Below are 12,938 nucleotides of genomic sequence, written 5' to 3' on the forward strand. Positions count from 1 at the left end.
CCTCCTTCTTTTTATCCCAGAGTGCTGTTTTACTTTCTCACACGACGAGCTGGGTGAGGTAATTCTGACACTCCATAGACACATGTCCTACTTACTACGATAGTGATTAATCAGGCTCCCCGCGAGGAGAATCTGCCGCTCATTGGCGGCTAGCTCTCCTAAAGCGAGCCTAATCTCTTGCACATCCCCCCCGACAACATATGCTGTCATCTCATTCCGATGTGTTTCTATGGCCTGCCTGATATTAGGCACAAAGATATAGCTAGAGCATATTAATGCAGGCGCATCGTCTAAAACAAAAGGCAGTATCCCCCAGTTAATCAGGTTAGCACGATACCTACGTGTAGCGTACTCGCAGGCAATATTGGCAGAGCCCCCTAGCACGCGCTGTGACGAGGCCGCCTGTTCGCGCGCCGAGCCGTCGCCGATTTTTCTGGCGACGATGGTGCTGCCGAGCCCCACGGTCTTAGCATGCCAGGAGCCAATACCGACGATGCTACGCAGCTTAGCGAACACGGCGCTTAACTCCGAAGAATGTGCGCACGGGTCGAGCCCACTCTGCCGGATTCTCTCGAGCGCATGCACCTCCTTCGCTCGACCGACATACATAGGGTCCTTGCGAGAGAGGGTAAACTCTGCCAAACGCAAGGGATTGGAGCGAAACGACGATATTTCACCCGAGGGAATAAGGTCATCTGTAGTAATAACTTGGTCTGGCAAGACCGTAATGACTTTTAGCAACAAGTGCTCTGTCAACTCGGGTATCGGCGGCCAGTCAGTGATACTAGGCGCCATTCTTAGTTCCTCTTGAGGCACGGGCTTACCGAAGCCTTTATAAACTCGCTTTTCATAAACGTCGGGCGAAAAGCGGTAATCCGGGCGGCTGTACTCGAGCTCAAGTTCCGTCGCCGCCGTCAAACTGCCGCCATTGACCGCCGTCGCGGCGATGGACCGAGAATCCATCAGCGCGACATAGGCAATTTGCCCCTCACTGGGTATGGACCCTTCACGATGGATGAAGTTTCGCGTTGTGTGACGAATGGAGAAGCTGTGACTCGCGGGCACGTCGCCCGCACCAAAGCAGGGTCCGCAGAAGGCGGTACGCAGAACAACACCAGCATTAAGTAGTTTCTCTGCGATGCCACTCTTCACCAAGCTGATGTACATGGGCTGACTAGAGGGGTAGACGCAGAGAGAAAAGGAGCCCCTCCCCGTTGTCTGACCCTCTAGGATGTCCGCCACAGCGGAAATATTCTCGTATGTGCCGCCAGCACAGCCGGCGACAATGGCTTGGTCTACATGAAAGCGACCCTCTCTCACATGGCGGGAAAACCCTAGTTGCCCTCGGCCACTGCCAAAGAGCGTCGTCGCTTCTTGAGCGAGCTTGTGCAAAATATCTTCTGTGTTGGCCTTAAAATCTGCTATGGTAAAGGTGTTGCTAGGGTGAAACGGCAGGGCAATCATCGGCCTAATGGCGGCTAGGTCAACATGGATTAGACCATCGTAGTAGGCAATCCTAGCTGGGGCTAGGTATTTGTGAGCATCCGCTCTGCCATGCGCGAAGAGATATTGCTTAACCTTTTCATCTGTACACCAGACCGACGATAGACTGGTGGCCTCCGTAGTCATAACATCTATGCCGTGGCGAAACTCCACCGAGAGCCCTGCGATGCCATCGCCCACAAACTCCATGATTTTATCTTTTACGTAGCCATTCTTAAAAACTGCTCCGATGATGGCTAAGGCTACGTCCTGCGGGCCTACTCCTTGTTCGACCTTGCCACTAAGATACACCGCTACAACTTCGGGACGTTCAATGTCGTATGTCTTGCCGATAATCTGCTTGACTAACTCTCCCCCGCCTTCGCCGATACCTAGGGTACCTAGCGCGCCATAGCGTGTATGGCTGTCAGAACCGAGTATCATCATTCCTCCCCCGGCCACCACTTCGCGCATGTACTGATGAATGACAGCTAGATGTGGGGGCACGTAGATGCCGCCGTACTTCTTGGCAGCAGAGAGGGCAAAGTCATGGTCGTCCTCGTTTATGGTGCCGCCTACAGCAGAGAGACTGTTATGGCAATTGGTCAAAATGTAAGGTACGGCAAACTTCTCTAAGCCGACAGCTCGCGCTGCCTGGATGATGCTGACATGCGTAATATCATGGGAAGCCAAGGCGTCGAAGCAGAGGCTGAGCCGATCGCCGTCAGAAGATTGAGCATGGCTTTCTAATATTTGGTGAGCAATTGTACCCTGCCTGGCAGCGTCTTTCGCCACTTGCCTACCAACTCGCTGCAGCAGCCTCTCCTGCGCCTGATCTTTATCGGGTATGACTTCTGTGCCGTCGATCAGGTAGACACCCGTATCATAGAGTTTAATCACGGCCTATCCTCCCAGTGTGCCTTATCAGATTACTCTCCTTACGACATCGATAAGTGTTCCGTCCCGGTACTCCACCAGCGCTACTATGTCCTCGCTTTGAGGTAGCGGTTCAGGTCGCCCTGTAAGCTTTTCGGCTCGCCACTGCAGTTCTTCTATGGTCACTGTCTCGATGCCAGCCTGCTTAAGTCGCTCAGCGAGCGCCTTCTGCAACGGATTAACCGCAATGCCGCGTTCAGTGACAAGGACGTCGATGCATTCCCCCGGCGTAATAACGGTGTGCACCTTGTCTACCACAATTGGGAAGCGTCCGCGGATGAGAGGCGCAGTAACTAACCGCAGTTTTGTCCCCGCTGCGGTATCTGAATGCCCTCCCGAAGCCCCCATCATTATCCCGTCTGAGCCCGTGAGTACATTCACGTTGTACGCCGTGTCAATCTCTGTCGCCCCAAGCATCATAATGTCTGTTATATGTGCGGTACAAGCTTTGGAATGAGGATTAGCATAGAAGGATGCCGACATTTCGACATGGCGGGGATGCGTGCGCAGGCTTTCTACCGCGGCGAGATCAAAGCATTGCGTATCAAGGATGGCTGAGAAATACCCTTCATGCAGCATTTCGCAAACATACCCGGTGCTACCACCAGTGCAAAATCCCCCTCTAAGGCCAGTCTCCGCCATGCGCTCTTTGAGGAATTTGGCCACTGCAAGCGAGGCGCCGCCGGTTCCGGCCTGAAAAGAAAATCCTTCATTAAAATACCCTGAAGCCTCGATTACCCGTGTCGCCTGAGCGGCTATAAACAGCTCTAGCGGATCGCGGGTGAGGCGCGTCGCGCCGGTCATAATGCCCGCTGGGTCGCCAATTTTATCAACCCGAACTACGTAGTCCACTTGGGTTTGCGGTATACTGATCGGAATGGCGGGATAGGGCACTAAATTGTCGGTCACAGCCACCACGCAGTTCGCGTATTGAGCGTCTACCATGGCGTATCCTAGTGAGCCAAAGGCGGTACTGCCATGTACGCCATTCATGTTTCCGTACACATCAGCGGCCGAGGCCCCCAAAAAGGCCACATCAATTCTCAGCTCTCCAGACTCGATAGCGCGAGCGCGTCCACCATGCGAGCGAATAACCACGGGAGATTTTAATGGCAACTCGCGCGTCAGCACTTCAGCCAGCTCTCCCCTGAGACCACTGGTCGTTATGGCCGAGATTACGCCACTTCTAATGTGAGGAAGCAAAGCACTGTGCACACTCTGCAGTGAACTTGGCGCTAGCGTTATATCTCTAATACCTAAGGAAGCGATTTCGTTTACAACCATGTTTACAAGCATGTCGCCATTACGAAAGCTATGATGGAATGAAATGGTCATACCACTCTTTAGTCCGCTGGCCAGGATGCTCTCTCTTATCGATGGCAGCAGCTTATTGCCAGTGGAGGGACTCCTCCGAATGGGAGTCGCATGGTGATTACCCGTAGGTGTGGTGGCAAAAACACCCGCATAGGGCTTAAAGTTGCCTAGGTTCTGCACAAACAAAGGGACGGAGCGACCGATGGCATTAGTTGTCATTATCATACCTGCACCCCCCGCCCGCTCCCCGCCGCACGGGCTATGTCTACTATGCGCTGGGCCTTAGCCACAATTGGGCCATCGACCATTCTACCGTCAACAGAGATTACCCCTGTTCCCTTCTGCAGTGCATCCGCGTAGGCGGCTAGCACCCGTTCCGCCTTGTATACTTCATCTGACGTCGGTCGATAGACATCATGTACTATCGCGACTTGGCGAGGATGCACGCAGCTCTTGCCTGCGAAGCCAAGCTGCTTGGCCGCTTTAACATCTGCCCTAAACCCCGGCTCGTCATCAATGTTGCTGTAAACGGTGTCGATGGGGTCGATACCCGCTGCTCGTGCCGCTAAAACCACCGCCGAACGAGCAAAGAGAAGCTCTTGCCCTTGTGCTGTTCGCTCTGACTGAATACTATGTGTGAAATCCTCAGCACCAAAGGAGATGGCGATGAGCCGCGGTGAGGAGACAGCTATTTTTGCTGCGTTAGTGACACCCCTAGCCGTCTCGATGGAAGCCATGAGCTTGACAGAGCCACTAGGCAGACCTGCTTCACGCTCACAGTGGTCGATAAACTGATCCGTATAGATGATGTCTTCGGGCGATTCCACCATAGCCAGGCGTAAGACGTGAGGCCTAGCAGGTACGAGTGCGCGGATATCATCGGCAAAAAACGGGGTATGCCGCCCGTTTATGCGCACACATAACTCGCAATTCCCAAAGTCAAGCGTCTGCAGGGCGCGGACGACCAGTTCTCTGGCGGCATCCTTTTGATCAACCGCCACGGCATCTTCTAAATCTAGAATAATACTATCGGGAGAGAATACAGCAGCGTCAATGATAAGGGCAGGATTATTGCCAGGCACAAAAAGCATGCTACGGCGCAGACGCTTACTCATCAACACTTGCCTCCATAGATCGCTTTATCGCTGTTGTTACCCTAGCTCGTAACACAAAATCAAGCGCACCGCTATCCATCACTTCAATGGTAGCAGACATAATGCCGAGCTCTGTGGCAATTTCGCGCACACTAGACTGCATAGAAGCAAGGAATCGCGGGGCAACTTTGCTCTTTATCCGGATAGTCAAGGCCTCGTCTTGCGCCAAGGCCACATGCACGAGGGCATCACCAGACTCAAGGCTGCCGGCTTGTGCATAGCGTCGTATCATAGGGAACATCACTCCTTTCTTCATGCCGGTATACAATTTATTATGATACGGGAATAAATCGCCCTCAAATACCCATATTTGCGCAGAAACACCCCTATTGTCCGAGCTCTTTCATGCCTGTATACACTTTTCTGCGTCTACTTTGCATCTCCTGCCGAATACCATAACTTTGCGAAAATTAATTTAACAACGATGGCGGTCAGAAATCTATTCCCACTGCAAGAGATAAGCCGCCTTAGCGTTGCCAACATGCCGGCGGGCCAGTAGTTCGGCCAACTCTGCATCGCGTTCCTCAATAGCATCGACAATGAGATTGTGTTCTTTCCAGGCCTGGCTCTGTCGCTCCGGAGTAGCAAGACTAATGCCACGCAAGCTGCGCAACTGGCCCGCAAAAGAGGCCAACAACGTCTCAATGCGCTGGCTACGGCTAGCCCGAATGAGAATTGAGTTGAACTCGGCGTGGACTACCATGTAGCAGGTAAGATTCTCTGGCAACGGTCGCATTCTCTCCAGTTTTTCGCGCAGCTCAACAACTTCACTCGACGTTGCTCTGTGCGCGGCTAGCCTAGCCGCCAGCCCTTCTAGGACACCACGAATATCATAGATGTCCATGGCCTCTTCTTTCTTGAGGCTGACTACGATAGTCCCTCGCCGTGGAATGGCGACGGCCAAAGACTCTTGCTCCAGCATACACAGAGCCTCGCGCACTGGTGTGCGGCTAACGCCCAGTTGCTTCGCCAGTTGGCTCTCAATTAGGCGGTCGCCGGAGGCAAGGTGGCCTTTCATAATTGCCGCCCTTAATTTTTCGTGCACAATTTCCCGCATGGGACGCAAATCTGTTACCTCGATTGGTGTTAGCATCGACAATCTACACAGCTCCCTAATGCCTTGAATATACACCCATGGCCCTCAGCAAAAGAGTACCTATGGTTGTTAAGAATGTCAACCATGCAGCCTCCGAACGATCAAGGAAGGTTAACTGCATGCGTATGTCGAAAAAGTCATAACATAAACCCTATACTAAAAGCGCCAGAAAGGATGAATCAAATGAGAATAAGCGTCAGTAATGTTGAACTAACTACTGCCCCCGTCGATGCCGTTATTGTCAGTGTGCTAGAGGGGGCTACGTCGCTAGAGGGGCCTGCCGCAAGCGTCGACCGGGCTTCAGGCGGGATGATAAGCCAGCTCCTCGCAAGCGGCGATTTCAAAGGCAAATTAAATGAGGTAATTGCCTTCTACCCACAGGGCCTGGCGATGCGCAAGGTAGTCGTAGTTGGGCTTGGCTGTGCAGAAAAGCTCACTGTCGAAGGCTTACGCCAAGTGGCGGCCAACAGCGTCAAGGCAGCCGCCAAGGGTAAGATCGCTACTATTGCCTCGGCCTTGCATGGAGCAGGTCTAGCCGGAATAATCGCGGAAGACGCTGCCGCGGCCTGGGCCGAGGGTGCGCTCCTTGGCCTCTATACTTATGAAGCGATGAAGAGCAAGCGCGAGGATAAACCCCTGGCAGAACTAATGCTAGTAGCGCCAGAGGCAAGTCAAGCCCCTGAGCTAGAACAGGGCCTAAAGCGCGGGCTAGCCCTAGCAGAGGCCACCAACCTAGTACGCGACTTAGTCAATGCCCCGGCCAACCACATGACACCCACACATATGGCCGAAACGGCCCTAAAAATAGCCAGCGATACGGGCATGTCCTGCGAGATCTTAGAGAGAACCGACATGGAGAGCCTCGGTATGGGCGCCTTGCTAGGGGTGGCTAAGGGTAGCACCGAAGCGCCGAAGCTCATTGTCTTAAGCTACCAGGGCAACCCTGGCGGCGAGACTATGGCCTTTGTGGGTAAAGGTCTTACTTTTGACAGCGGCGGTATTTCCATTAAACCTGCCGACGGCATGCACTTAATGAAGGACGATATGGCCGGCGGTGCGGCAGTACTAGGCGCTATGATGGCGATCGGACAGCTGAAGCCTAAAGTGAACATACTAGGCATAGTACCAGCGACGGAAAATATGCCCGCGGGCAACGCCTTAAAGCCGGGCGATGTAATTACCGCCATGACCGGAAAAACCATCGAGATCATTAGCACCGACGCCGAAGGTCGCCTGATTTTGGCGGATGCCGTGGCTTACGCCGTAAAACTAGGGGCGAAAAAGATTATCGACATCGCCACACTAACAGGAGCCTGCGGCATTGCTTTGGCCCATGTCTACTCCGCCATGATCACTAACTGCGACGCTTTGGCCGCAGAATTTAAGACGGCAGCTGACCGCTCCGGCGAGCGTTACTGGCCTATGCCAAACCATGACGAATACCGCGAGATGTTCAAGAGCCCTGTCGCCGACATTAAAAATAGCGGTGGCCGCATGGGTGGCGTAATGACGGGCGGCCTCTTTATTGGCGAGTTTGTCGGCACAACACCTTGGATACATCTAGATATCGCGCCTACCGCCTACACCGAGAGCGAAAAGCACTACCAGCCGAAGGGTGCGACTGGGGTCGCCACACGCACTTTGGTCAGTCTAGCTCTGCTCTGGGCTAATTAATCTCAACTTGAGATAGTCGGCTAGTTCTGCTGCCGCCCGAGCTACTGCATCGCGCACTTTAGTTGTATCATAGTCTAACCAGAGGTTCTGTACCGCGAGCAAGCCCTGCTCGCGGTTTGCCTTAAGCTCAATCCGGCCCACAAGCCGCTCGCCAAGTAGCACTGGTACCACGTAGTAACCGTAGACTCGTTTGGCCGCAGGTACATAGACCTCCCAGCGGTAGTGAAACCCAAAGAAGTCCACTAGGCGGTCGCGATCCCAGAGCAGGTTGTCTAAGGGGGCCACAAAAACGGCGTCCTCTTCGCTTATACTTGGTGGGCTCATAAGCTCGGGCAGAAGAGACGCATGGCAGTAGTACTTTCGCTTTACACCCTCTACCTCGAGGGCAGTCACCCGCCCGCTATCGAGCAAGCTCTTTAGTAAGCGTGTGGCATTAGTCTTAGGCGTTTCTAGCCAACCAAAGCGAAAAAGCCCCGTCTGGCTGAGCCCATAAGCGATCAGAAAACGCTCCAGCATGAAGAGGCGGTACTCGGCTTCGTCTACCTCTTGCGCAAACAAGGCCGGCGACACTATTCTCTCCGGCAGGTCGTACCGTCTGTGCTGCCCATCACGCGAGCTGATCAGCACCTGCCCTGTGTAATGCAAGTAATCAAGGGCTGCTTTTTCTGCCTTGGTCTTGCTGACGGCCCCGTCCCACCAACCATGAACTTTAGTGCTGGTTACGAAATTGCGCGAGGCTTGCGCCCCATGGTCGGCAATGGCGCTGAGTACCCTACGGGCCGCGTCTAACACCTCGGGCGAGGGCTGGTAGGACGCGCGATTTTGCCGCATCTTGTACGCCAGGTAAGGATACTGCTCCATCGGCACAGCGCATAGAGCGTTGCACCAGCTCTCAAAAGCAGATTTTGTGGTATAGAGCTCTGTTTCAAGCATCTCGGGGCGGTAGCCAGCCACCCTGTTATACAAGACACTGTGGTGGTTGCGCTCGTAGACATTAATAGGGTCGATTTGTACCGCGCCAAGAAAGCGAATGGCCTCTCTTACACCTTCTTGCCCTTGCCATTTTCCCCCATGCGCCTGGTAGCGCTGTCGCCCGACCATAAAGCTACGGGCCTGTTCGCGCGTAATTTTCACTAAGACCACTCCTTTTATCGCAGAGCTGGTTGCCCGCAAGGCATTTTACTTCCCAAGTATACCACGACAGGAATTTCGCTGCGCCTGTCGAACATTTGCAAAAAGCAAGGCACAAAGTGCCAAGACGTAAGGAGGGGCATAACATGAAGAGCGATGACTTTCTCGCCTTAAAAAATTGGGCCGTAGCTGGTGACGTACTTAATCCAGACAAATTCGCCCACAAAATTGCGCATAAACTAAAGAGCAGGGGGTACCACGTGGCACCAGTCCACCCTGACGGCGGCGAAGGTGTTTATACCGATCTAGCCTCACTGCCTAGTAAGCCTGAGGTGTTGTGCCTAGTAATCAACCCGCGGGTAGGCGAGCAGTATCTTGAGCAAGCCGCGGCACAGGGTATAACCCGGGTGTGGCTACAGCCTGGCGCCGACACCGATGCCATACTATCACGCTCACGAGCGCTCGGCCTTGAAATTGTGCAGGCCTGCGTCTTGGTGAAACTACAGTAAGAGAAGGGGATGCGCTATGGGTAGTATTGAAGGTCGTGTCGGTGGTTCATTCGACGGTTTTGATGTTTCGGTCACGGTTGAAGATGGCGGTACCAGTATCTCCGGACGCATAGGTGGTGTGTTTCGCGGTGGCGACATTAAACTCCACATCAACCAAGACCAGATCGAAGGGCGCCTAGGTGGAATGTTGCATGGCCAAAGCCTCTCCGGTGAGTTTGGCAAAGAGAGCTTCGCTGGCCGGATCGGCGGCGGTGTCTTGGGAAAAGAGATATGGCTTATGCATACCAATAACCAGATCGAAGGGCGCGTGGGCGGTGAATCGCTAGGGTTTAGTTGCCTGCTCTACTATGATGCAGCCCTAGAAACCTTGACAGGCAGACTAGGTGGCGAGGTTATCGGGCATTCTGTAGAGCTCAAGGTTTCTGGGGCCAGCCCCCTGCTGGCCGCCTTGCTAGCCGTCTTGACTTATCATTACCACCAGTTTTCCTCACGTTCAAATGCAGCACCTCACCAGTAAAACTTGATGAATACCACCTGCAAGATCCGTGCACTTCAGTAAAGGCCTCTTGCTCGACAAGGAGAATTAGATGCGCTTAGTAATAGTAGCTGTAATACTTCTGTTCTCTACAATTTATGGTAGCCTGCATTACTACATAGGGCTTCGCTTTCTGCAGTCCTTTGCCCCCTACTTGTCTCTACACCTCGGCCTGTACTGGGTCTCAGTCGCCCTGCTATCGTTCTCCCCTTTTGTTTCACGCCTAGTCAAGCGAAATACCCGGCGCCCGGCCCTCGACCGCCTAGCCAGTTTCAGCGACTACTGGCTAGCCATTCTCTACTACGCAGTGCTGCTCTGGGGAGCGGTGGACATGCTGCGCTTCGTTTTCGGAGCTGGCGCTTCTCCCTCCCTAGGGGTCGGGGTAGGGGTTATCCTGGTACTGGTTTTTATTCTCTCCTACGGTGCCCTAAACGCCAGCACACCCCGCCACACCACTTACAACATCACCCTTAACAAGCATGTAGAAGGGCTTGCTGGGCTCTCTGCCGTCATGGTCTCGGATCTTCATCTTGGCACCAGCTTCAATAATGGTCGCCTTGCTGAAATGGTAGAGCACGTGAATGCTCTCCGGCCAGATATTATCTTCTTTGCCGGCGATATAATTGATGGCGACGTCAGCGAATTCGCCAAAATAGAGATGCCGCGCACTTTGCGCCGTCTCACGCCACGCCTGGGCTCCTTTGCTGTACTCGGCAACCATGAACACATCGGCGGCAAGTCAGCTGACGCCGTAAAGCATATGACCGCGGCAGGCATCACAGTTCTCATCGACCAATACACCAAGGTTAATGAGCAGTTCTACGTGGTTGGCCGCAATGACCGTTCTGGCCGCTACATGGCAAGAAGCGTTGCCCCCCGCAAAGAGCTCTCGGCCATAATGAAAGACATCGATCACACGCTTCCTATCATCCTCTTAGATCATCAGCCTGCAGCGCTGCACGAGCCCCTCGCCAACAAGGTAGACCTACAGCTTTCGGGGCACACCCACAACGGCCAGTTCTTCCCCAACCACCTCATCACCAACCAGCTTTTTGAAATCGACTGGGGCCACTTCACAAAAGAGTCCCTACAAGTCATCGTATCCTGCGGCTACGGCACCTGGGGCCCGCCCATACGTACAAGCGGCTACAGTGAGGTGGTGAAGATAAACGTAAAGTTCTCGAAGTAACAACAAAAGCACCGCCCTCAATGGGGAGGTGCTTTTTTGTCATGCAAAAATTAGCCTGCAGTAGCGCTAAATGAATGAGCAAACGAGTTTTACGGGATTACCGTCGCGTATGTCGGGAGTACTTGTGTGGTAGCATATTTTGCTCTTACTGTTCTGAACTCCTTCATACTATCAAACATCAACCTCAGTCGTGATGTACGAAAGCAAGGCGTGGATTTCTTTACCCTTAGGCGTCAGTGCGTCGTTGGCGGTCTCATGGTAAAGCATGTAGTCGATCAAGTACTCTTCAAGCGCTACAATCATGCCATCGTCATACAATGCATCAAAGTCGAACGGAACAGCGATTTCTCGCCACAATGCCCTTTGCCACGGATTTAGGTTTAGTTTCATCGTTGTCCCCCTTTGTTTTTGTGCTTGGCTTTTGTCCTAGGTGGCTGGTTTGCCTATAGACTGGCCAAAGGCCAATCGCAAACATAATCGCCCCGCACATGCGGGGAGCATTTAGTCTGCTATAGCTGCTTTGAGCGAGCCTTTTTCATCGTCCTCTACAATCTCGAATTTCCCCCCTCGGCCCTCAGAATGGTTTGTAGGCCCCGGGCGTTTAGCGTAATAGAGATAGTCATCTCCCGAGCCGTCGATTATCCTTAAGAACGGGCCTTCGACTCCTAAACAGGTATAAACGGCACCATCAGTTAAGCCGTCTCCATCAAAAAACGTTTCGCCCACATATCGTACTTTCATCGCCTACGCCTCCTCCTTTCACGCGTATTAAACGACTTTAGGATTACCCCCGCGCATGCGGGGAGCACGTTTCTAGGCGACTGCGGGAGTGGGTATACAGTTCTGACAGCTAATTCTCACGGGCGACTTGCTGCAGCACCCTAGATAAAACCCCTGTATAGTCTTCAATCAGCTCCCATTTACCTGTTGGGGATGGGTCGTCAAAAGGGCCAGGGTCGGCCATATCGTACAAGTAACCCATCTCCTCATCATCTACTACGCGAAGCATCCCTTCTTCAACCGACAAAACGTAATAAATCGCGCCGGCGGTAAGTCCTGCAGGCCCAAAGGTTCTCCCGTTGTAGCGAACTCTCCCTATAGGAGTCCGCTCGACATACGCCCCCGCGTCGTAGCTCCATACTCTGACTTGCGTCATCTGCGTCCCCTCTCTTTAACCGAGCTTTTGTATCCTAATCGGCCGATAACAGGATGCTCAACCCAGTGCGCATCAAAAACGTACCGAGCAGAATCAATCTTTCCGACCTTCTTCGCCCATTCAGCGGCGCTGTCTCCATACTCCGCGGCCAAGTCCGCCGCAATACGGTGGGGCACACGAACGCGCTCCCCAGCAATCACATGAACATCGGTCATAACAGTATTAGCGGGTATGAACTGCTAGCCTCCTAGCTCGTCCTTGAACTTCACCTGAGTCGGCAGAAACGAGTTCGGCTCTCGCAGTTGATCACCCCCGCGCCTGCGGGGAGCACCCTTTGTGTGTATTGTAGCATCAGAGCGAACAAGGATCACCCCCGCGCCTGCGGGGAGCACGTACTTGTTCCTGCAGCAGCAGACGGTAACACGGGATCACCCCCGCGCCTGCGGGGAGCACGTAGTGGGTAGGTGCCTGTTGGCTGTTGACTGAGGATCACCCCCGCGCCTGCGGGGAGCACAATGGTTACCAGTACCCCCCACATTACTAGCTAGGATCACCCCCGCGCCTGCGGGGAGCACGACTATTGGCTGTTGACTGTTGGCTGTTGACTGGGATCACCCCCGCGCCTGCGGGGAGCACTCGCCGGTGATACCCATCTGCGCGGCAGCTTCAGGATCACCCCCGCGCCTGCGGGGAGCACTCGCCGGTGATACCCATCTGCGCGGCAGCTTCAGGATCACCCCCGCGCCTGCGGGGAGCACGGCA

General features: G+C 53.8%; 14 protein-coding genes and 1 CRISPR repeat array. Of the genes, 5 read left to right on the forward strand and 9 right to left on the reverse strand.

Annotated elements, in window-relative coordinates:
• Window positions 1-87 precede the first annotated feature (87 nt).
• The 5 genes from KGZ92_10870 to KGZ92_10890 form a co-directional block, all read right to left on the reverse strand.
• Window positions 88-2,382: a hydratase gene (locus KGZ92_10870; GenBank protein ID MBS3889770.1), complete on the reverse strand. Its 2,295-nt coding sequence runs from the start codon at window positions 2,380-2,382 to the stop codon at window positions 88-90.
• A gap of 24 nt (window positions 2,383-2,406) precedes the next feature.
• Entirely contained in the window at window positions 2,407-3,951 is a 1,545-nt protein-coding gene (gene citF / locus KGZ92_10875) for a citrate lyase subunit alpha (GenBank protein MBS3889771.1), read from the reverse strand.
• 2 nt (window positions 3,952-3,953) lie between these two features.
• The gene (locus tag KGZ92_10880; protein MBS3889772.1) at window positions 3,954-4,853 is read right to left on the reverse strand and encodes an HpcH/HpaI aldolase/citrate lyase family protein; all 900 of its coding nucleotides are present in this window, start codon (window positions 4,851-4,853) and stop codon (window positions 3,954-3,956) included.
• On the reverse strand, window positions 4,840-5,118 hold the full coding sequence (gene citD, locus KGZ92_10885; GenBank protein MBS3889773.1) for a citrate lyase acyl carrier protein: 279 nt from the start codon (window positions 5,116-5,118) through the stop codon (window positions 4,840-4,842). The genes KGZ92_10880 and citD overlap by 14 nt, the downstream gene beginning before the upstream one ends.
• Before the next feature lie 207 nt (window positions 5,119-5,325).
• Window positions 5,326-5,985 carry a GntR family transcriptional regulator gene (locus KGZ92_10890; protein MBS3889774.1) on the reverse strand — a complete coding sequence of 220 codons (660 nt, stop codon included), beginning with the start codon at window positions 5,983-5,985 and terminating at the stop codon, window positions 5,326-5,328.
• A 180-nt stretch (window positions 5,986-6,165) separates the two neighbouring features.
• Between KGZ92_10890 and KGZ92_10895 the strand changes: the two genes are divergently transcribed.
• Window positions 6,166-7,656 carry a leucyl aminopeptidase gene (locus KGZ92_10895; protein MBS3889775.1) on the forward strand — a complete coding sequence of 497 codons (1,491 nt, stop codon included), beginning with the start codon at window positions 6,166-6,168 and terminating at the stop codon, window positions 7,654-7,656.
• Here the strand turns inward: KGZ92_10895 and KGZ92_10900 are convergent.
• Entirely contained in the window at window positions 7,633-8,790 is a 1,158-nt protein-coding gene (locus KGZ92_10900) for a YcaQ family DNA glycosylase (GenBank protein ID MBS3889776.1), read from the reverse strand. The genes KGZ92_10895 and KGZ92_10900 overlap by 24 nt on opposite strands.
• A gap of 143 nt (window positions 8,791-8,933) precedes the next feature.
• On the opposite strand from KGZ92_10900, the gene KGZ92_10905 reads away from it, so the two are divergent.
• From KGZ92_10905 to KGZ92_10915, 3 genes are all read left to right on the forward strand, one after another.
• A complete protein-coding gene (locus tag KGZ92_10905; GenBank protein MBS3889777.1) occupies window positions 8,934-9,296 on the forward strand; it encodes a CoA-binding protein in 363 nt (120 codons plus the stop codon).
• 16 nt (window positions 9,297-9,312) lie between these two features.
• Entirely contained in the window at window positions 9,313-9,813 is a 501-nt protein-coding gene (locus tag KGZ92_10910) for a hypothetical protein (GenBank protein ID MBS3889778.1), read from the forward strand.
• Window positions 9,814-9,883: 70 nt separating this feature from the next.
• On the forward strand, window positions 9,884-11,020 hold the full coding sequence (locus tag KGZ92_10915; protein MBS3889779.1) for a metallophosphoesterase: 1,137 nt from the start codon (window positions 9,884-9,886) through the stop codon (window positions 11,018-11,020).
• A gap of 171 nt (window positions 11,021-11,191) precedes the next feature.
• Here KGZ92_10915 and KGZ92_10920 read toward each other — a convergent pair whose 3' ends face one another.
• From KGZ92_10920 to KGZ92_10930, 3 genes are all read right to left on the reverse strand, one after another.
• Window positions 11,192-11,410, reverse strand: a complete 219-nt coding sequence (locus tag KGZ92_10920) for a hypothetical protein (protein ID MBS3889780.1) — start codon at window positions 11,408-11,410, stop codon at window positions 11,192-11,194.
• A 111-nt stretch (window positions 11,411-11,521) separates the two neighbouring features.
• A complete protein-coding gene (locus KGZ92_10925) occupies window positions 11,522-11,761 on the reverse strand; it encodes a hypothetical protein (GenBank protein ID MBS3889781.1) in 240 nt (79 codons plus the stop codon).
• Window positions 11,762-11,870: 109 nt separating this feature from the next.
• On the reverse strand, window positions 11,871-12,119 hold the full coding sequence (locus KGZ92_10930; GenBank protein MBS3889782.1) for a hypothetical protein: 249 nt from the start codon (window positions 12,117-12,119) through the stop codon (window positions 11,871-11,873).
• A 122-nt stretch (window positions 12,120-12,241) separates the two neighbouring features.
• On the opposite strand from KGZ92_10930, the gene KGZ92_10935 reads away from it, so the two are divergent.
• Window positions 12,242-12,427, forward strand: a complete 186-nt coding sequence (locus KGZ92_10935; protein ID MBS3889783.1) for a hypothetical protein — start codon at window positions 12,242-12,244, stop codon at window positions 12,425-12,427.
• 52 nt (window positions 12,428-12,479) lie between these two features.
• Window positions 12,480-12,934: direct repeats of the CRISPR family, unit length 28 nt; unit sequence GGATCACCCCCGCGCCTGCGGGGAGCAC.
• Window positions 12,935-12,938 lie beyond the last annotated feature (4 nt).

The organism is Bacillota bacterium (assembly GCA_018333655.1).
Taxonomy (GTDB): Bacteria; Bacillota; UBA994; order UBA994; family UBA994; genus BS524.